General features: G+C 57.5%; 17 protein-coding genes. 4 read left to right on the top strand and 13 right to left on the bottom strand.

Annotated elements, in window-relative coordinates; all coding sequences use genetic code 11:
• Window positions 1–12 precede the first annotated feature (12 nt).
• From AC6I8V_RS01830 to AC6I8V_RS01815, 4 genes are all read right to left on the bottom strand, one after another.
• On the bottom strand, window positions 13–1,659 hold the full coding sequence (locus AC6I8V_RS01830; protein ID WP_497844243.1) for a dihydroxyacetone kinase subunit DhaK: 1,647 nt from the start codon (window positions 1,657–1,659) through the stop codon (window positions 13–15).
• A gap of 121 nt (window positions 1,660–1,780) precedes the next feature.
• On the bottom strand, window positions 1,781–2,836 hold the full coding sequence (gene yncE, locus AC6I8V_RS01825; RefSeq protein WP_497844242.1) for a 7-bladed beta-propeller protein YncE: 1,056 nt from the start codon (window positions 2,834–2,836) through the stop codon (window positions 1,781–1,783).
• Between the two features lie 210 nt (window positions 2,837–3,046).
• Complete coding sequence (locus AC6I8V_RS01820) at window positions 3,047–3,256, bottom strand: YdgH/BhsA/McbA family protein (RefSeq protein ID WP_497844241.1); 210 nt, start codon at window positions 3,254–3,256, stop codon at window positions 3,047–3,049.
• Between the two features lie 374 nt (window positions 3,257–3,630).
• Complete coding sequence (locus AC6I8V_RS01815; protein WP_497844240.1) at window positions 3,631–4,818, bottom strand: MFS transporter; 1,188 nt, start codon at window positions 4,816–4,818, stop codon at window positions 3,631–3,633.
• Window positions 4,819–4,921: 103 nt separating this feature from the next.
• Here AC6I8V_RS01815 and AC6I8V_RS01810 point away from each other — a divergent pair, with 103 nt between their 5' ends.
• On the top strand, window positions 4,922–5,881 hold the full coding sequence (locus tag AC6I8V_RS01810; RefSeq protein ID WP_497844239.1) for a cupin domain-containing protein: 960 nt from the start codon (window positions 4,922–4,924) through the stop codon (window positions 5,879–5,881).
• On the opposite strand, the gene AC6I8V_RS01805 is transcribed toward AC6I8V_RS01810, so the two are convergent.
• The 6 genes from AC6I8V_RS01805 to gltP all read right to left on the bottom strand — a co-directional run bounded on the left by AC6I8V_RS01805 (window position 5,878) and on the right by gltP (window position 12,504).
• Window positions 5,878–7,422: a methyl-accepting chemotaxis protein gene (locus AC6I8V_RS01805; protein WP_497844238.1), complete on the bottom strand. Its 1,545-nt coding sequence runs from the start codon at window positions 7,420–7,422 to the stop codon at window positions 5,878–5,880. The genes AC6I8V_RS01810 and AC6I8V_RS01805 overlap by 4 nt on opposite strands.
• 253 nt (window positions 7,423–7,675) lie before the next feature.
• Window positions 7,676–9,097, bottom strand: coding sequence for a PTS N-acetylmuramic acid transporter subunit IIBC (gene murP, locus AC6I8V_RS01800; RefSeq protein WP_497844237.1), 1,422 nt, complete (start codon window positions 9,095–9,097; stop codon window positions 7,676–7,678).
• Entirely contained in the window at window positions 9,097–10,008 is a 912-nt protein-coding gene (gene murQ, locus AC6I8V_RS01795; protein ID WP_497844236.1) for an N-acetylmuramic acid 6-phosphate etherase, read from the bottom strand. Before murQ ends, murP begins: the two co-directional genes overlap by 1 nt.
• Before the next feature lie 253 nt (window positions 10,009–10,261).
• A complete protein-coding gene (locus AC6I8V_RS01790) occupies window positions 10,262–10,633 on the bottom strand; it encodes a helix-turn-helix domain-containing protein (RefSeq protein ID WP_497844235.1) in 372 nt (123 codons plus the stop codon).
• 81 nt (window positions 10,634–10,714) lie between these two features.
• Window positions 10,715–10,990 (bottom strand): type II toxin-antitoxin system RelE family toxin, encoded by a 276-nt coding sequence (locus tag AC6I8V_RS01785; protein ID WP_497844234.1) that lies wholly within the window; start codon window positions 10,988–10,990, stop codon window positions 10,715–10,717.
• Window positions 10,991–11,208: 218 nt separating this feature from the next.
• Window positions 11,209–12,504 carry a glutamate/aspartate:proton symporter GltP gene (gene gltP, locus AC6I8V_RS01780; RefSeq protein ID WP_497844233.1) on the bottom strand — a complete coding sequence of 432 codons (1,296 nt, stop codon included), beginning with the start codon at window positions 12,502–12,504 and terminating at the stop codon, window positions 11,209–11,211.
• 571 nt (window positions 12,505–13,075) lie between these two features.
• On the opposite strand from gltP, the gene acs reads away from it, so the two are divergent.
• The 3 genes from acs to actP all read left to right on the top strand — a co-directional run bounded on the left by acs (window position 13,076) and on the right by actP (window position 17,182).
• A complete protein-coding gene (gene acs, locus AC6I8V_RS01775) occupies window positions 13,076–15,031 on the top strand; it encodes an acetate--CoA ligase (protein WP_497844232.1) in 1,956 nt (651 codons plus the stop codon).
• Between the two features lie 172 nt (window positions 15,032–15,203).
• Window positions 15,204–15,533 carry a DUF485 domain-containing protein gene (locus AC6I8V_RS01770; protein WP_497844231.1) on the top strand — a complete coding sequence of 110 codons (330 nt, stop codon included), beginning with the start codon at window positions 15,204–15,206 and terminating at the stop codon, window positions 15,531–15,533.
• Window positions 15,530–17,182: a cation/acetate symporter ActP gene (actP, locus tag AC6I8V_RS01765; RefSeq protein ID WP_497844230.1), complete on the top strand. Its 1,653-nt coding sequence runs from the start codon at window positions 15,530–15,532 to the stop codon at window positions 17,180–17,182. Before AC6I8V_RS01770 ends, actP begins: the two co-directional genes overlap by 4 nt.
• Before the next feature lie 48 nt (window positions 17,183–17,230).
• On the opposite strand, the gene AC6I8V_RS01760 is transcribed toward actP, so the two are convergent.
• From AC6I8V_RS01760 to AC6I8V_RS01750, 3 genes are all read right to left on the bottom strand, one after another.
• Entirely contained in the window at window positions 17,231–17,776 is a 546-nt protein-coding gene (locus tag AC6I8V_RS01760) for a YfaZ family outer membrane protein (RefSeq protein WP_497844229.1), read from the bottom strand.
• 145 nt (window positions 17,777–17,921) lie between these two features.
• On the bottom strand, window positions 17,922–18,617 hold the full coding sequence (locus AC6I8V_RS01755) for an LrgB family protein (RefSeq protein WP_497844228.1): 696 nt from the start codon (window positions 18,615–18,617) through the stop codon (window positions 17,922–17,924).
• A complete protein-coding gene (locus AC6I8V_RS01750; protein WP_497844227.1) occupies window positions 18,610–19,035 on the bottom strand; it encodes a CidA/LrgA family protein in 426 nt (141 codons plus the stop codon). The genes AC6I8V_RS01755 and AC6I8V_RS01750 overlap by 8 nt, the downstream gene beginning before the upstream one ends.
• Window positions 19,036–19,057 lie beyond the last annotated feature (22 nt).

The following is a 19,057-nucleotide window of genomic DNA, read 5'->3' as shown; positions in this document are numbered from 1 at the left end:
TACGCCCGGCATCTATGCCGACCGCGCCAGTGCCGCAAACACCTGCTCCACCGCATAAGCCCCCGGATCTTTCACCCCGTCCAGACTCTGCTGATTCAGATACGCCGAACGGCCCGCTTTGGCGCTCTGCATCTGCGCCGTGGCGTCAGCCCCCTGCTTCGCGGCGGCGGCGGCGGCCTGTAGCGACTGCCCCGCCATCAATGCCTGCAACGCAGGCTCCAGCGCATCCACTAAGGTGCGATGCCCAGGCTGCGCGCCGCCATAATGTTTCATCCGCTCCAGCCCATACATCAGCGCTTCCGACAGTTCACTGCCCTCATCCAGCCGCTGTCCGGCGGCGGTAAACAGGATCGACATCAGCACGCCGCTCGATCCGCCCATCACCGTGGAGAGCTGCTCGCCCACCAGCGCCAGCAGCACCGACAGCTCCGCCAGCGGCAGTTGCTCCTCCTGCAAACCACGCTGAATCTTTCTGGCACCGGCGGCAAAGGTCGAGCCGGTATCGCCGTCGCCCACTTTGGCATCCAGCGCATTCAGTTCGCTTTCCAGCCCGATCAGCGTTTGCGTGATACGCGACACCACCTGCGCCACCGCGTCGTCCTGCGATGGCGTAATGTCGAGTTCACTGGCAACCGCCGTCGCCGTTTGCAGGCTCGCCGGGGCGAATTTATACATCGGCACCCAGCCGAGCACCTGCACCGGGGCGTTCAGCGCCTCAAGAAATACCGGCTCCAGCGCCAGCAGCGACAGCGAAAAACCTTTCATATCCAGCGCGCTGACCAGCGTGGCCGGACCGATCAGATGCGTCACGCGCGCCGCCAGCGGCGACTGCAACACTTCGCGCGCCAGCAGCGCCAGCTCCAGCTGCGAGAAGCCGCCGAGGTTATTGATCAGCAGCAGCGCCTGCTTACCGTCCGCCAGCGTCTGCGCCAGTTTGTCCGTCATGATGCCGCTGATTTTACGGCTGTTTTGCGTATCCAGCGTCACTACGCCTGGCTCGCCGTGGATGCCCATGCCCAGCTCGCTGTGCCCTTCGCGTACGCGATCATCGCGCTTTTCCCCAGGAATATGGCAGGTGCCAAACGCCAGGCCGATCGACGATGTGGCATCAATCGCCTGCTGCGCCAGCGCTTTGACCTCCGCGAGCGTGCGTCCGTGTTCCGCGGCGTACCCGGCAATTTTGTGCACCAGAACGGTTCCGGCAATGCCGCGCGGCTGCGGGTTTTCCGGCAGGGCGATATCATCCTGCACCATCACCAGTTCCACTTTGTAGCCGAGATTTTTCGCTTTCTCGGCGGCCAGACCAAAGTTGAGCCGGTCGCCGGTGTAATTCTTCACAATCAACAAACAGCCTGCATCGCCGGTGACATTGATAATGGCGCTCAGCACCGCATCCACACTCGGCGAGGCGAAGATATCGCCACACACCGCCGCAGTCAGCATCCCTCTGCCAACAAAACCCGCATGTGCCGGTTCATGACCGGAGCCGCCGCCGGAGATCAGCGCGACCTTGCTTTTATCCCAGTCATTGCGCACCACAACGCGGATCTCATCGCCCAGATCCAGCCGACTCAGGTTATGCCACGGCGTGCTGAGCAACACACCTTCGATGGCTTCGTTAACCAGATCGTTCTTCTCATGCATAAAAAACTGGCTCATAACGTCCTCTCCTATGGTGTTGTCGTCCTAAAAGGTAGCGTAGAAAGCGGGGGAAACGTGAAGCAGATGCGGGAAATGCAAAGGGCGGCACTCGCCGCCCTGTAAATTCAGATAATGATGATCACAGCGCGATGCGCAGCACGCTATCCGGGTTTTTCGGTGGCTCTTTACGTGTCCCCGGTTGTTTGATGCTGACAAACAGGGTTTTACCATCGGCCGAGAGTGCCAGACTGTTCGGCAGGCCCGGCGCTTTCACGGTACGTTTCACTTTGTAGCTGCTGGCGTCGATGATGCTGATTTCGCCCGCTTTACGGTGCGTCACGTACAGTTCGTTACGGTCGGCATTAAACAGCACCGCCAGCGACTCCGGGACATCGATACGGTGGATCACCTGCTGAGTGCGGGTATCCAGCACCAGCACCTGCGGCTGTTTGGCATCGCTGAGGAAGGTGCGATGGCCCTGGGTGTCGAGCGCGATATTCAGGAAGAAATGATCCTTGTCGGCATCAATTTTCTGACGTTTTTCAATCGCATTCAGACGGGTGTTGATGGTAATCAGCTCGCCGTCAGCGTTCGTGACGTAGAGCTTCTGCGCGGCGGAATCAAGCGCCAGACCCGCACCCATTTTGCCGGTGTTCGGCACGGTGCTGATCAATTGCAGCGTTTTGCCATCCACCACCCACACCACGCTTTGCTGGCCCAGGCCGGTGATATACACGCGATCGGTTGCCGCATCGGCGACCAGTTCACGCGGTTGCAGCGGGCGTACATCTTCGCTGCGTTGACGCGCGTCCAGCACCAGCGTATTCAGCACCTTACCGCTGCTGGCATCCACCGCCGTCAGCGCCGCATTCACGGTGTTGCCGAAGTACAGGACGTTGGTTTTCTGGTTGATGGTGGCGCCAAAGGTTTTCAGATCGGTGTTGATGGTCTGCTTAACCGCCAGATTCTGCGGGTCAAGACGGTAGACGGCACCGCCTTTTTCATTGGTGGCGTTTTGTGACGTGGCGAGGAACAGCGCGTTGTCGCTGTTGCTGAACGCCAGTTCATAGGCCCCTTTTGAAATTGGCTGATTCAGTTCCTGAGCATCAGCCGCCATTACTGCAGAGGTAGAGAACAGTGCTGTCGCCAGCAGGAGTGGACGAAAAGCCCACTGAGTAGTTTTTATCGCTTTCATGACTTCTCCATAGCAAATCACCGCCTCAAGGCAGTGAATGAAAGCCCGACATTGCAACCAGAAAGTTAAAAGCAGCCCGAGGCAGGCCGACGAAGGATAATTAATTAGTGAGAATAGTAATCATTTACGAAGAAAAGTGACAGGATTTTATCCGCTTAAACGCGGCCAGGGCGCCCTAAGGCGCCCTGTCAGCACAGATTGTTAACCAACTTATTTAGTCAGTTCAGCCGTCATATGCACACGGTTGTTAACGGTAGCTTCGGTCACTTTATATGAAGCACCAGCTTCGTGCGCCTGAGCAGCAATTTTCGCTTCAGCACCGTCCAGCGTAGACGCGGTTGCAGTGATGCTCTGAGCGAAGCTGGCGAAAGGCAGAACGGAAAGGGCAACAACAGCAGCAAAAGTTTTGATAGATTTCATGGTCAATTCCTCGGTCAATGTTTGATTGGTTAAGGCGTCATCGCCTTGTTGAGATAAATAATAGGCCGGAAGTTGATCAACAAAAAGCGGAGAGATTTGCGGCTATCGCTCAAAAATTTTGAATATAAAAGGCACGATATGATTAGCCTTCACGCAAAGTGTTAATAATCTACGTTTTGGTTAAAAGGCAGAATATATTGCTGCGATAGCCGAGGTGCGCATAAATGCGTCATCCACATTGTGCGGCCTTTGGGACGGTGCGCATAAATGCGCACCCTACAACGGTGTAGGGTCGGCATTTATGCCGACCGTGTTAAAAACCGCAGGGAATCAATGACGGCATTTATGCCGACCGGGTCAAAATCCGCTATGGCTTAGCCGTGATGCCGCACGCGGGTAAAGATGGTTATCGCGGCCAGCAGCATCAGCACGCCGCTGGAGAGGAACACCCCGCCTGCGCCCTGCAAATCAAACATCCAGCCACCGGCGGCGGCACCTGCGGTGATCGACAGCTGTACGGTTGCCACCAGCAGGCCACCGCCTGACTCGGCATCATCCGGCACCGCGCGGGAAATCCAGGTTGACCAGCCGGTGGGCATTGAACCAAACGCCAGCCCCCACAGCGCCACGCCCGCCCCCACCAGCCAGGAGACGCCGCCAAAACTCACCAGCACCAGCGCCGTCACACTCATCACCAGCGCCATGCTGCTCAGCGTCAGCGACACGCTGCGCGTCACCAGATAACCCGCCAGCGAGGTGCCGAAGAAGTTCGCCACGCCAAACGCCAGCAGCACCAGCGACAGCTGATTGACGTTGAGCTGTGCAACGCTTTCAAGGAACGGGCGCAGATAAGTAAAGAAGGCAAAATGACCGGTAAACATCATAATCACCGCCAGCATACCCCAGCGCATCAGGCTGTTACGCAGCAGATCCAGCACCCCACCGCTGCGCGCTCTGTTTTCCGGCGGCATGGCGGGCAGAGTAAAGAACTGCCAGAACAGCGCCAGCACGCCTAACGCACCGGTCAGCAGGAAGATATTGCGCCAGCCAATCAGCCCGCCAAGGTAGCTGCCGAGCGGTGCTGCGATGATGGTTGCCAGCGAAATCCCGCTAAACACAATCGACAACGCACGCGGCACCTGCTCTTTCGGCACCAGACGCATGGTAATGGCGGTCGATAGCGTCCAGAACCCCCCAATCGCCACACCCAGCAGCACACGCGCCAGCAGGATCATGGTGAGATCCACCGCAAAGGCCACCACCAGCGCCGAGGCGATCATCAACAAAGTAAAGGCCATCATCACGACGCGACGATCGAGACGGCGCGTGAGATTGCCAATCACCAGGCTGGTCACCAGCGCCACCAGCGCAGTCACCGTTACCGTTTGCCCCGCCTGCCCCTCGCTGACCTGCAACGCATCGGCAATGGGCGTCAGCAGACTGACCGGCAGAAACTCAGCGGTAATCAGGCCGAATACGCCGAAAGCCATGGCAAAGACCGCGCCCCATGCGGGTTTCTCTACCGGCAGACTATGTTCGACGACATCACTATTCAGGCTCATCTGCGATCCTCATCACAAAATATTAAGATGTGAGCATAGTGAGCAACGTCAAGACGATCTATGATACAAAAACTTTGTTTTTTGATAATTCGTCTGGAATCACATGAGCCGCTATGAAGATCTGACCAGCGAACTGCTGATGGGGATGCGCCTGTACGGCGTTAAATATCAGCGAATCGCGCTGAACGCCCCGTTTGGCCTGTGCTACGACGCGGCACCGGGGCGCGCGCAGCTGCACTTTGTCGGGCGTGGATCGCTGCTGATCCGTTCAGCCTCCGGGACGATCTATCCGCTTGAGGCCGGCGACGCCATCCTGCTCCCGCATGGCCGGGCGCATACGCTGAGCTCGGCGGAGGGGGTGCCGTGTGAACCGATCGGCACCTTTAACAGCAAACCGATTTGCGGCAGCGTCTGCGCCATCGACGGCGCGCAGGGCGAGTGCCCGGATAACGCCGATGTGGTGCTGTTCAGTGCCTGCATGGCGTTTGAGCTGGGCGGGATGCAGCCGCTGGTGCATACCATGCCGGATGTAATGCTGGTCAGCACGCTGCTGGCGCAGTACCCGGAGATTCAGCCGATCCTCGATGCGATGGAGCGTGAAACGCAACAGCGTAAGGCGGGTTTCGCCGGGATTTTGTCGCGGCTGGCGGATGTGGTGGCGGCGCAGATTGTGCGCGGCTGGGTGGAGAACGGCTGTGGCAAAGGCAGCGGGCTGGTACAGGCACTGCGCGATCCGCGACTCAGCCTGGCCATGGCGGCGATGCACCGCGATCCCGGCGAGAACTGGACGGTTGAGCGGCTGGCACGGGAATCCGGCAGTTCGCGTTCGGTGTTTGCCGCCCGTTTCCAGTCGGCCACCGGGATGACGCCGCTGCGCTACCTTACCGAGCTGCGGATGCGGCTGGCAGTGCAGCACATCGTCAATGAAGGCGAAGCGATGGAAAGCGTGGCGTTTCGCCTTGGTTACGGCTCGCTGGCGGCGTTCAGCCGGGCGTTTAAGCGAATTGTCGGTCAACCGCCAGGCGCTCTGCGCGCCCGCCGGGAGATCATCCCCGAGATTTAACGGAACACGCTGATGGCTTCCACCAGCCGGTTGGCCTGGTTGGTCATACGGCTGGCCGCTTCCGCGCCTTCCTGCACGCGTGCCGCGTTCCGATGGGTGATATCGTCGAGATCGTCCACCGCGCCGCTTACTTCACTCAGCGCGACCGCTTGCTCGGCGGTGGCCGCGCTGATCTGCGCAATCAGGGCGGTGACGTTCTGTATCTGATCAACAATCTCCTGCATGGTACGACCGGCGGCATCGGCGTGACTGCTGCCTGAGTGCACGCGGCTGGCGCTGGTTTCCACCAGGGTTTTGATCTCGCTGGCAGCGGTGGCGCTGCGCTGCGCCAGGCTGCGCACCTCGCCGGCGACCACGGCAAACCCTTTGCCCTGCTCACCCGCGCGTGCCGCTTCTACCGCCGCATTCAGCGCGAGAATATTGGTCTGGAAGGCAATGCCGTCAATCACGCTGGTAATGTTGGCGATACGCTGCGAACTGTCAGCGATCTCGGCCATCATGCCGACCATCTCCTGCATCACCTGGCCGCCCTTCACCGCCGCCTGGCTGGTGTTGACCGAGAGGTGGTTCACTTCGCTGGCGGTTGCGGTGTTACTTTGCACCGTCGCCGTCATTTCGTTCATGGTCGCGGCCGTTTGCTGCACATTGGCGGCAGCCTGTTCGGTGCGGCGGCTCAGTTCATCGTTGCTGCGCGCGATGGCGTCACTGGCGCTTAGCACGTTAATCGCCTGACCGCTGACATCATCCACCAGCCAGCGGAACATCAGCCCAAGCTGGCCGATGGCGCGCAAGGTGACACCGATTTCATCGACACGATCGATCTGTTCAACTTTATGGCTGGCTCCGGTCGCCACGCTCAGCGCCTGACGGCACATGCGCTCCATCGGGCGCGAAATCTGCTGCTCCAGCCACAGGCTCGCCAGCAGCAGCAACAGCGCCATGCCCGCGGCAAAGCCGCTCAGCGCTACAGGTGTCATCCCCAGCAGCCAGACGCCCAGCACGGACAGCGGCAGCAGCGTCACCAGGGTAGAACGGATGCGCCAGCGCAGCGGCAGGGTTTTCAGTATCGAACCCATCCGGCGTAAACCGGTGCCGAGAATCAGCCCTTTGTGAAAACGTCGCCCTTTGGCTTTACCGTCACGGAAATCTTTGTACAGCGTTTCGGTCTGACGAATTTCTGCGGCGGAAGGTTTGGTGCGCACCGACATATAGCCCTGCACCTTCCCTCCGCGCACCACCGGAATCGCGTTGGCGCGTACCCAATAGTGATCGCCATTTTTGCGGCGGTTCTTCACCAGCGCAGTCCAGGGTTCCCCCTGTTTCAGCGTGGACCACATATCGGCAAAGGCTTCTGGTGGCATATCCGGGTGGCGCACCATATTGTGCGGCTGGCCGTTGATCTCTTCCGGGCTGAACCCGCTGACGGCGATAAAGGCGTCGTTGGCGTAGGTGATGTTGCTGTTGAGATCGGTGGTGGACATTAGCGTCGCATGATCGTCAAAGACGTATTCGCGCTGGGTAATAGGCTGGTTGTTACGCATGTGTGAGTCCTTGCAATACCGCGCTGAGGAAAAGGGATTGATAACGCTTTTTTACCTTTTCGGCAGAACAAGGACCTGGCTTTAGCACCAATGTTTAATTTTAATCCCGAATAAAGCTGGAAATATCCCGCTTTGACAGAATTTTTCACGCCGTGAATCAATAAAATTTTATTTAGGGTAAATAAAATCAGTGTTTTAATTTGTGGCCTGTTGCCAGGGCGCATCCATGCGCAACCAACGTCCGGCATACCGCTTAACTCAAATCCACCCCGCGCGTGCCGCCCCACCAGGTAAAGAGGAAACCGCCCACCCAGGCAACCATCAGCCCGGCCAGATAGACCGCCATCCCGGCAAAAATGCCTTGCGATGAGGTCATCAGCGGCAGCGTCACCAGCCCGGACGGGCCAAACACAGTGTTCATCCCCACCGGCAACCCCAGCCACGCCACCAGACCAATAAAGAAGCCGCCCAGCGCGCCACCGCAGCAGGCGGTGATAAAGGGTTTCAGACGCGGGAGCGTTACGCCGTAAATCAGCGGTTCGCCCACCCCCAGCAGACCCGGCACAATCGCGCCTTTAATCTGGGCGCGCAGCAACGAATGTTTCTCTGCTTTGCACCACAGCGCCAGCGCCGCGCCAACCTGACCGGCTCCGGCCATCGCCAGAATGGGAAACAGCGAGTTAAATCCCTGGCTCTCCATCAGCGCGAAATAAACCGGGATAAAGCCCTGATGAATACCAAACATCACCGCTATCAGAAATAGCCCGGCCAACAGCGCGCAACCAAACGGGTTATTATTCAGGTGAATAAACAGCCACGACATGCCTTTAAATAACTCCCCGCCAATCGGCATAATCACCAGAAAGGTCACCGCGCCGGTAATCAGCAGCGTAAATAGCGAGGTGAGGATCATGTCGAGGTTGTCGGGAATGATTTTCCGCAGCTGCTGTTCCAGCCAGGCGCCAAATATCGCCGCCAGCAGCACGCCAATAATATTGCCGCGCGGATCGATGGTCAGACCGAAGAAATTCTCCATGCCGCTGTAATAACCCACGGTGGCGGTGGGCACATAACCGAGAACAAATAATGAGGCAATAATCGCGCCATTCACCCCGGTGCCGCCAAAGGCTTTCTGCGCGTTGTAGCCAATCAAAATACTGAGGAAGGTAAACAACCCTTTGCCGAAAACCTTCATATAGGCCACGGTCGCCAGCAGCGCATGGGGATGATCGCCCGGCGTGGTGAGATGGAACAGCTGCTCAATCAGCGTGGCAAATCCCAGCAGCAAACCGGCCCCGATAAAGCCGGGGATCAGCGGGGTAAAGATGGTGGCAAAGCGCGCGAGAAACTGATGCAGGCGGCTGGTCTGCTTCGCCTTCAGCTGCTGCTTTTGCGCGCTGGCGATGGCGTGCAGATCGCCGGCATCCAGCAATGCCTGCATCTTCTCAGCGGCGGTCTGCGCTTTGCCAGGGCCGAGGACGATCTGCAACTGATCATCGCTGTTGATCACGCCAAGCACGCCCGGCAGGCTTTTTAGCCGCGCGTGATCGGCGAGCTGCGCATCGGCCAGCGTCAGGCGCAGCCGCGTCATGCAGTGACCGCACTGCACCACGTTCGCGCCACCGCCGACGCCCTGCAAAATATCGCGCAGCAGAGTTTCCGTGATGGCGGCCATTATTGCGCTCCTGCTTCGCGTAACGCCTGACGAATAAAGCCGTTGTTATCACTCAGCAGCGCGCGCGCCTCTTCCGCCTGTAAACCCGCCAGCACCATTACAATCGCGGTTTTGCAGTGGCCCTGACAGGCCTCCAGCGCCTGCTGCGCCGTGGCGTCGTCGCATTCGGTCGCCTGTTTGACGATGTTAATCTGACGCTGCACCAGCTTCTGATTCGTGGCTTCCACATCCACCATCAGGTTGCCGTATACCTTGCCGCTGCGAATCATCGCGCCGGTGGTCAGCATATTCAGCACCAGCTTTTGCGCGGTGCCCGCTTTCATACGCGAGGAGCCGGTGACCACTTCCGGGCCAACCACCGGCGTCAGCGCCACATCGGCCACCTGCGCCATCGCGCTGTTGGGGTTGCAGGTTAATGCCGCGCTAAACGCTCCCTGCTGCTTTGCGTAATCGAGCGCGCCGAGCACGTAGGGCGTGCGGCCACTGGCGGCAATGCCTACCAGCACGTCGTTATTGCTGAACTGGATATCACGCAGATCCTGCGCGCCCTGGGCAAAATTATCTTCCGCGTTTTCCACCGCCTGCAAAATGGCGGTATGTCCACCGGCAATCAAACCGACGACCTGGCTGCGCGGCGTGCCAAAGGTGGGGGGACATTCACTGGCATCCAGAATACCGAGGCGGCCGGACGTGCCGGCACCGCAATAAATCAGGCGACCGCCCCGGCTGAAGGCCGTGGTAATAGCATCCACCACGCGGGCAATCTGTGGCACGATCGCTTCCACCGCCAGCGCCACCCGCTTATCTTCGTCGTTGATAACCCGCAGCATCGCTTCGGTCGACAACTCATCAATATTCTGGCTGGCCGGGTTACGGCCCTCGGTGATCATCTGGCTGAGATCGATCTTCATGCACCCACTCCCGTGAAAGAATAATTTATTGGTGAAAATATATATCACAATGAATTTTTAATTCACTCAGGTGGGGAAAATTTTTTCAGTTTTGTGTCGGCACGGAGGATATGGGGGCAATGCGTTGCGGAAAAATTTCTGGCATCAATGCGAACGGACATAGAAGCGATCCCTCTGAATGGGAGAAATCATCAGGATGATCAGACTGTCTATGGCCGTTCTATTTTTCCACTATCGTGCAGGAGATGCGGTGTCACAGGTACAGCTGGGTGATGCGGCAATCGTAGATCTTCGCCAGTTTCTCCAGTGTGGCCTTTTGCGGTTTGGTACGTGACTCCATTTTCGATACGCCTGCCTGGGTGATCCCCAGCGCGGCAGCGACATCATCCTGCGACATGCCGCGATACAAGCGCCAGGCAACATGCATTGGAACATTGTTTTTGCGATGCAGCTTAACGACTTCGTTGGGGAACGTCTCGTCGTCGTTATCGCCAGCTTCATAAGGCACGGGTTCGAAAAACGCGTCCAGAAGGCTTTCCGCAACCAGCTTATTAAAAAGCTCAATGGGTATTACGGCGCTGCGCCTTTTACCATTCGCGTCGGTCAGGAATTGGATTGTACTCATGGGCTAAACTCCAAAGAAATAGACTGCAAGACTACGACGACTTTCGTTCAGACGAGGCTGACGGGTGTTTTTGCAGCACTGTTAACGCTTATTGTAAGTGGTCGTTGTTCGTCTCAGAACTTCCTGAATCTCGATAATCACGGGTGCTCCTTTGATAATTTTCCAGAGTACACGGTAATTGCCTATCACCAGTTTTAACCGCTTCTCCTTGTCATCTGTCAGCTTTTCCACTTTCAGATGAGCGATATCCGGCCACCTCTTCAGCTCCTCAACCTTTTCCTCGATATCGTCGGCGACGTTACCAGGGAGCTTGCTGAGCTGCTTTACCGCTCTTGCCTTCCATTCCAGCTCTGGCATTTTCCTCTCCATGGTTAAAAGAACGATGGGCAGAGGCAATATAACCATAAAAAGTCACACAGCAAACATTATAGTCATTTTTATTGTCTTTTAGTTATATAAATATAACCATAAAGATTCAGCCGGGATCGCCTGCAAATAAAAAAACCCTGTCAACGAAGCGCTGACAGGGTGAAGGTAGATTTCGGCTTATTCCGCCGATTGGCGGAAGTCTGAGGTTAAGACTGGGTACGTAATTGCAGCTCGTAAGCCGCGGCCTGCTCGGTATCGAACTGGTTTTCCCAGCGGGCGATCACCAGCACCGCCAGCGCGTTGCCAATCACGTTCAGCGCGGTACGCGCCATATCCATGATGCGGTCAACACCGGCGATAAATGCCAGACCTTCCAGTGGGATACCCACGCTGCCCAGCGTCGCCAGCAGCACCACAAAGGAGACGCCAGGTACGCCAGCAATGCCTTTCGAGGTCACCATCAGCGTCAATACCAGAATGATTTCATCGGTCAGCGACAGATCAATGCCGTACAGCTGGGCAATAAAGATCGCGGCGATGCTCTGGTACAGCGTGGAGCCATCGAGGTTAAACGAATAACCGGTCGGCACCACAAAGCTGGTGATGGCCTTCGGCGCGCCGTAGGCTTCCATCTTCTGCATGATACGCGGCAGCACGGTTTCTGAGCTGGAGGTGGAATAAGCCAGAATCAGCTCGTCTTTCAGAATACGCATCAGGGTGGTGATGCGCAGCTTACACAGACGCGCCACGCCGCCCAGCACCACAAAGGCGAAGAACAGAATCGCCACATACACCAGCAGCACCAGCTTGGCGAGCGGCCACAGCGAGGCAAAGCCGAAGTTGGCAATGGTGACGGCAATCAGCGCAAACACACCCACCGGGGCGTAGCGCATGATCATATGCGTCACTTTAAACATGGTTTCGGAAACCGAACGGAACAGACCCACCAGCGGATCGCGCTGCTCTGACGGCAGTGATGACAGCCCCAGACCAAACAGCACCGAGAAGAAGATAATCGGCAGCATGTCGCCTTTCACCAGCGAGGCAAAAATGTTCTGCGGGATCAGCGACAGAATGGTGCTGACCAGGCTGTGTGGCGCACCCTGCACCGCCTGGGTCGTTGCTTCGTATTTAGAGATGTCCACCGTTGCCAGCGTTGACATATCAATGCCGCTGCCGGGTTGGAATACGTTGGCCAGCGTGATGCCGACCACAATGGCAATGGTGGTGATCACTTCAAAATAGACGATGGTTTTGACACCAATGCGTCCGAGCTTTTTCGCATCACCTACGCCAGCAATGCCGACAATCAATGATGAAATGACAATCGGCACCACAATCATCTTAATCAGATGAATGAAGATGTCGCCCGCCGGGCTGAGAATATTGGTGATTAACCATTCACGATCGTCCGGCTGATTATGCAGCACCGTGCCGACCACTACGCCGAGAATGAGCGCAATCAATATCTGCCAGGCGAGGCTGAGTTTAAAACCTTTCATAACGCGTTATTTCCTCAGTTAAAACCCCTTTGCTCTGCTGCGAAGGTGCAGAAGACGGTACACACAGGGAAGTGAGCAAAAGCCCGATAAAAATAGAGGGTTATAATCGACTGCATCCGGTACTTTTTTGCGGGCGTTTTGCGCGCGTCCTGTGATGCAGCCTGAGTGGATACCTGCTGAACAGGGCCGAGATAAGTACCATTTTCACTACAGTAAATGCAACCCCTGGGGGGTTAGCTTAAATCTTATCCTGCGCAGTAGCATAAAATGCTGCCGCCACCCCATAACCATAACCCGCTGTTATGAAAAGTTTTAATTCGATAATTTTCCGCATAGCTATGCATCATGGTGCAAAAAGGCAGCGGGTTCGTTTGCTGTTATTTTGCGCAGCAAGCCCAGAACTTTCTTAGGCTTACTTGTGCCAGCACCGTATTCCACAGGGGGCATTTTTCGCCTGAATAGCCACAACCTTAGGCCGTGATCCAGACTGCAAAACAGAAACAAAGCCTGCTGCCTAAGGTTCAATTAACCATTGATTGACATATGATTAACATCTTCAAGGAGGTCAGCCATGAGCCAAGTACATAAGCATCCCGTTCCTTCTGCCATAGCAGAAAATGCCCTGATTAATGCCGAGCAGTATGCGGCGCTGTATCAACAGTCGGTTGACGATCCCGAAACCTTTTGGGGCGAGCAAGGCAAAATTCTCGACTGGATGACGCCTTACAGCGTCGTGAAGAATACCTCCTTTGCGCCAGGCAATATCTCCATTCGCTGGTATGAAGATGGCACGCTTAACCTTGCGGCCAACTGCCTTGATCGCCATTTACAAAGCCGTGGTGACCATCCCGCCATTATCTGGGAAGGTGACGACGCCAGTGAAAGCAAGACTCTCACCTTCCGCCAGCTGCATAGCGAAGTGTGCCGCTTTGCCAACGTGCTGATTGGCCTCGGCGTGAAGAAAGGCGACGTGGTCGCCATTTATATGCCGATGGTGCCGGAAGCTGCCGTCGCCATGCTGGCCTGTGCGCGCCTCGGCGCGGTGCACTCGGTTATTTTCGGCGGCTTCTCACCGGAAGCGGTGGCCGGACGTATCGTTGACTCCAGCGCGAAGCTGGTGATTACCGCCGATGAAGGCGTGCGCGCCGGACGCGGCATTCCGCTGAAGAAAAACGTCGATGACGCCCTGAACAACCCGAACGTCACCAGCGTGAAGAACGTGGTGGTGTTTAAGCGCACCGGTAAAGATACCGGCTGGCGCGAGGGCCGTGACCTGTGGTGGCACGATCTGATGGCGCAGGCCAGCGATCAACATCAGCCGGTGGCGGTCAACGCGGAAGATCCGCTGTTTATTCTCTACACCTCCGGTTCCACCGGTAAGCCGAAAGGCGTGCTGCATACCACCGGTGGTTATCTGGTGTATGCCGCCACCACCTTTAAGTATGTTTTTGATTATCACCCGGATGATGTCTACTGGTGCACCGCCGATGTCGGCTGGATCACCGGTCACAGCTACCTGCTTTACGGCCCACTGGCCTGTGGTGCCACCACGCTGATGTTTGAAGGCGTGCCGAACTGGCCAAAACCGAGCCGCATGGCGGAAGTGGTCGATAAACACAAAGTGACGCTGCTGTACACCGCGCCTACCGCGATCCGTGCGCTGATGGCCGAAGGCGACAAAGCCATCGCCGGCACCGACCGCAGCAGCCTGCGCATCATGGGTTCGGTGGGTGAGCCGATCAACCCGGAAGCCTGGGAGTGGTACTACAACAAGATTGGCGATGGCCGCTGTCCGATTGTCGATACCTGGTGGCAGACCGAAACCGGTGGTTTTATGATCACCCCGCTGCCGGGCGCTACCGAGCTGAAAGCCGGTTCCGCCACCAAACCCTTCTTCGGCGTGCAGCCGGCGCTGGTCGATAACGAAGGCAATCCGCAGGAAGGGGCTGCTGAAGGCAACCTGGTGATCGTCGATTCGTGGCCGGGCCAGGCGCGTACGCTGTTTGGCGACCATGAGCGTTTCGAACAAACCTACTTCTCCACCTTCAAAAATCGCTACTTCAGCGGTGACGGCGCGCGTCGTGATGAAGATGGTTATTACTGGATCACCGGCCGCGTCGATGACGTGCTGAACGTCTCCGGCCATCGTCTCGGCACCGCTGAGATTGAATCGGCGCTGGTATCGCATCCGAAGATTGCCGAGGCCGCGGTGGTGGGTATTCCTCACAGCATTAAAGGCCAGGCGATCTATGCTTACATTACGCTGAACCATGGCGAGGAGCCGTCGCCAGAGCTGTATACCGAAGTGCGCAACTGGGTACGTAAAGAGATTGGCCCGATTGCCACGCCGGATGTGCTGCACTGGACCGATTCGCTGCCGAAAACCCGCTCCGGCAAAATCATGCGCCGCATTCTGCGCAAGATCGCCGCGGGCGATACCAGCAATCTGGGCGATACCTCCACGCTGGCCGATCCTGGCGTAGTGGAAAAACTGCTGGAAGAGAAACAATCCATCACCATGCCGTGATGGCGATCACCCCGGCGGTGAGTGTCAGCCTGTCCGTGCAGGCTCCTCACCGCCGCCCCTTCCCTACGCCGTTCTCTTTTCAACATCGCACTTATTAAATAACTAGAATATTCATGCAGTTAAATCACTTTACCGTGAGATTTCTGCCTGCCTTACCTCTGGAGATATTGTGATGAACGAAGCCCTTACCCAACAGGAAGCTGTCTGGCAGCAAATCGAGAGCAATCCGCGTTTTCAGGAGCTGGTGCATAAACGCCAGGCCTTTGCGCTGCTGCTCAGCCTGATCATGCTGGTACTGTACGTCGGCTTTATCCTGCTGATCGCCTTCGCCCCCGCCTGGCTCGGCACACCGTTACATGCGGGCACCAATGTCACGCGCGGCATTCCCATCGGCGTTGGCCTGATCGTGATTTCCTTTCTGCTGACCGGTATCTACGTCTGGCGCGCCAACGGCGAGTTTGACCGCCTGACCAGACAGATTCTGAGCGAGGTGAAATCATGAAACGCCTGCTCCCTCTGCTGCTCTCGGCGGCCCCGCTCAGCGCGCTCGCCGCCGATGCCATTACCGGCGCGGTGCAGAAGCAGCCCACCAACTATGAAGCCATCATCATGTTCGTGGTGTTTGTCGCGTTTACGCTGGGCATCACTTACTGGGCATCGAAACGGACCCGCTCGCGCAGCGATTACTACACCGCAGGCGGCAATATCACCGGCTTCCAGAACGGGCTGGCGATGGCGGGCGATTTTATGTCCGCCGCCTCGTTCCTCGGGATTTCGGCGCTGGTGTATACCTCCGGCTACGACGGCCTGATTTACTCACTCGGCTTCCTCGTCGGCTGGCCGATGATTCTGTTTTTGATTGCCGAGCGCCTGCGCAATCTTGGCCGCTATACCTTTGCCGATGTCGCCTCCTATCGTCTGCAACAAAAGCCGATTCGCACCCTCTCCGCCTGCGGTTCGCTGGTGGTGGTGGCGCTGTACCTGATTGCGCAGATGGTCGGCGCCGGTAAGCTGATTCAGCTGCTGTTTGGCCTCAACTACCATATCGCCGTGGTGCTGGTGGGTATCCTGATGGTGATGTACGTGCTGTTTGGCGGCATGTTGGCCACTACCTGGGTGCAAATCATCAAAGCGGTGCTGTTGCTGTTCGGGGCCAGCTTTATGGCGATTATGGTGATGAAGGCCACCGGCTTTAGCTTCAACACGCTATTCACCGAGGCGATGGCGGTGCACCCGAAAGGCGCGGCGATTATGCAGCCCGGCGGACTGGTGAAAGATCCGATCTCGGCGCTGTCGCTGGGGCTGGGGCTGATGTTTGGCACGGCGGGCCTGCCGCATATCCTGATGCGCTTCTTCACCGTCGCGGATGCCCGCGAAGCGCGTAAAAGCGTGTTCTGGGCCACCGGTTTTATGGGCTATTTCTACTTCCTTACCTTTATTATCGGCTTCGGCGCGATCCTGCTGGTGGGGGCCAATCCGGCGTTTAAAGATGCCAGCGGCGCGCTGATTGGCGGCACCAATATGGCGGCGGTGCATCTGGCGGATGCGGTGGGTGGCAGCTTGTTCCTGGGCTTTATCTCCGCGGTGGCGTTCGCCACCATTCTGGCGGTGGTGGCGGGCCTGACGCTGGCCGGTGCGTCGGCGGTATCCCATGACCTGTATGCCAGTGTGATCCGCAAAGGGCAGGCAACCGAGCGTGAAGAGTTGCGCGTATCAAAGATCACCGTGCTGGTGCTTGGTGTGGTGGCGATCGCACTGGGGATTTTGTTTGAGAAGCAGAACATCGCCTTTATGGTCGGCCTGGCGTTCTCGATTGCCGCCAGCTGTAACTTCCCGATTATTTTGCTGTCGATGTACTGGTCAAAACTGACCACGCGCGGCGCGATGATTGGTGGCTGGCTGGGGCTGCTGACGGCGGTGGTGCTGATGATCCTCGGCCCGACCATTTGGGTACAGGTGCTGGGACATGCTACGCCGGTGTATCCGTATGAGTATCCGGCGCTGTTCTCGATGCTGGCGGCGTTTATCGGTACCTGGCTGTTTTCTATCACCGACAGTTCGGAACAGGGGGCGATTGAGCGGAGCCGCTTCCGTGGGCAGTTTATTCGTTCACAGACCGGCGTGGGGATTCAGCAGGGGAAATCGCACTGATACCCTAACCCTCTCCCGCAAGCGGGAGAGGGTTCAGACCGCAGATAATCAGAAACGCAGAGACGCGCCCACGTACGGGCCATCGGCCAGCACGTTGTCTTTACGGCTGCCTTTGTTGTTCAGCTCGATGTGCTGATAACCCACGCGTACGTTCAGCAGGGAGATCGGCGTGAAGCTCAGGCCGCCTGAAATTTCCTGGTAGTTGTCGAGGTGATCAGAGAAGGCTTCCGGCGCGTAGTAGTAACCGCCGTACAGGCCCCACATGCTGTTGAAGTTGTATTGCGCGCCCGCGCCCAATGCCACAGCAAAACCGTCTTTACCATCTTCCGGGTGGGTAAACAGCGCTTTCGCGGTCGGTGCCAGGCGCAGGTTGCCGAAATCAACGTTGTAACCCAGACCCAGGCCGTAGGTGCTGCCGTCGTGATCGCTGCGCAGCCAGTTGCCGTTGAGGAACAGACCTGGTGAGGTGGTACCGAGGCCAAGGTTGAGGTTGGTGCTGTGTTCACCCACGTCAACACTGCCCTCAATCGCCTGTGCGCCGCTGCTCAGCAGGGCCAGACCCAGTACGCTTCCTGTAACAAGTTGCTTTAACATGTAATTCCACTCCATGAAGGACAATTAATTCGGCGGAAAGGGTAAACAGCCAGGCGGCAGGACACAACTTTATTTGACAGGCTTTACGTAAAAATGGGTTACGGCAGACAGCAAAACGGCCCTTGCGGGCCGTTATTTCTTGCCATTACGCCTGCCACATCAGGTGACCAATAAAGGGCGCAAGGATGACGGTGACCACCCCAGCCAGCATCATCACCAGGCTGGAGACCACGCCCTCCTGCTGACCAATCTGATAGGCGCGCGCGGTGCCTGCGCCGTGAGACGCGGCGCCAAATCCGGCCCCTTTCGCCACGCTTTGCTTGATCGACAGACGCAGAAACAGCACATCCCCCACCGCCATACCAAACACGCCGGTGATCACCACAAACAGCGCCACCAGATCCGGTTGTCCCCCAATCGGTTTCGCCGCTGCCATAGCAAACGGCGTGGTGATGGAGCGTACCGCCAGGCTGCGCTGGATCGATTCCGGCAGGGTTAGCAATCGCGCCAGCCACACCGAGCTGCACACCGACACCAGCGTAGCCGTCAGCACCCCGGCGCTCAGAGATAACCAGTGACGTTTGATGATCTCAATGTTTTCATACACCGGCACCGCAAAGGCTAAGGTGGCCGGGCCGAGCAGCCACAGCAGCCAGTGGCTTTCGGCGATGTAGTCCTGCCAGGTCACATGGGTGATAAGCAGCAGCACCACCAGCACCAGCGGCGTCATCACCAGCGGCATCAGCAGCAGTGTGCGCCAGCGGCGATAGAGGCGTTTGTTGAGGTAATAGACCAGCAGCGTCAGCGCCAGACAAATCAGGCTGATAATCAGGTCAGTCATGCTGCGCCTGCTTACGCGCGGCCCGCGCCACTTCAAAACGATAAACCCGCTCCACCACCAGCGCGGTGGAAGCCAGCACCAGCAGGGTGCTCAGCGCAATCACCACGCAGATACGCCAGCCTTCGCTGCGCAGCAAATCACTGTAGTTCACCACCGCCACCACGGCCGGGATAAAGAACAGCAGCATCTCCGCCAGCAGCCAATTGGCGCCCGCTTTGACCCAGCGCAGCGGTATCACACGCGTCATAATCAGCAGCAACAACAAAATCATGCCGACGACGTTGGCAGGCAGCGGCAAATGCAGCCAGCCCACCAGTTTGTCGCAGGCCATAAACAATCCCACATACAGCACCAGCTGCAGCGGGACGAAAACACGTTGCAGGATGTCCGTTCTGCGCGGACTCAGTGCTAACGCCATTTTCCCCTCTCCCCCGTCATTA

This window comes from Pantoea sp. X-Soil-TKNS-1207, assembly GCF_059730485.1.
This window is presented reverse-complemented; position numbering and strand designations above follow the sequence as displayed.

Coding starts and splice junctions, on each gene's coding strand:
- AC6I8V_RS01830 (WP_497844243.1), bottom strand. CDS start 1,659: ATGAGCCAGTTTTTTATGCATGAGAAGAACGATCTGGTTAACGAAGCC.
- yncE (WP_497844242.1), bottom strand. CDS start 2,836: ATGAAAGCGATAAAAACTACTCAGTGGGCTTTTCGTCCACTCCTGCTG.
- AC6I8V_RS01820 (WP_497844241.1), bottom strand. CDS start 3,256: ATGAAATCTATCAAAACTTTTGCTGCTGTTGTTGCCCTTTCCGTTCTG.
- AC6I8V_RS01815 (WP_497844240.1), bottom strand. CDS start 4,818: ATGAGCCTGAATAGTGATGTCGTCGAACATAGTCTGCCGGTAGAGAAA.
- AC6I8V_RS01810 (WP_497844239.1), top strand. CDS start 4,922: ATGAGCCGCTATGAAGATCTGACCAGCGAACTGCTGATGGGGATGCGC.
- AC6I8V_RS01805 (WP_497844238.1), bottom strand. CDS start 7,422: ATGCGTAACAACCAGCCTATTACCCAGCGCGAATACGTCTTTGACGAT.
- murP (WP_497844237.1), bottom strand. CDS start 9,097: ATGGCCGCCATCACGGAAACTCTGCTGCGCGATATTTTGCAGGGCGTC.
- murQ (WP_497844236.1), bottom strand. CDS start 10,008: ATGAAGATCGATCTCAGCCAGATGATCACCGAGGGCCGTAACCCGGCC.
- AC6I8V_RS01790 (WP_497844235.1), bottom strand. CDS start 10,633: ATGAGTACAATCCAATTCCTGACCGACGCGAATGGTAAAAGGCGCAGC.
- AC6I8V_RS01785 (WP_497844234.1), bottom strand. CDS start 10,990: ATGCCAGAGCTGGAATGGAAGGCAAGAGCGGTAAAGCAGCTCAGCAAG.
- gltP (WP_497844233.1), bottom strand. CDS start 12,504: ATGAAAGGTTTTAAACTCAGCCTCGCCTGGCAGATATTGATTGCGCTC.
- acs (WP_497844232.1), top strand. CDS start 13,076: ATGAGCCAAGTACATAAGCATCCCGTTCCTTCTGCCATAGCAGAAAAT.
- AC6I8V_RS01770 (WP_497844231.1), top strand. CDS start 15,204: ATGAACGAAGCCCTTACCCAACAGGAAGCTGTCTGGCAGCAAATCGAG.
- actP (WP_497844230.1), top strand. CDS start 15,530: ATGAAACGCCTGCTCCCTCTGCTGCTCTCGGCGGCCCCGCTCAGCGCG.
- AC6I8V_RS01760 (WP_497844229.1), bottom strand. CDS start 17,776: ATGTTAAAGCAACTTGTTACAGGAAGCGTACTGGGTCTGGCCCTGCTG.
- AC6I8V_RS01755 (WP_497844228.1), bottom strand. CDS start 18,617: ATGACTGACCTGATTATCAGCCTGATTTGTCTGGCGCTGACGCTGCTG.
- AC6I8V_RS01750 (WP_497844227.1), bottom strand. CDS start 19,035: ATGGCGTTAGCACTGAGTCCGCGCAGAACGGACATCCTGCAACGTGTT.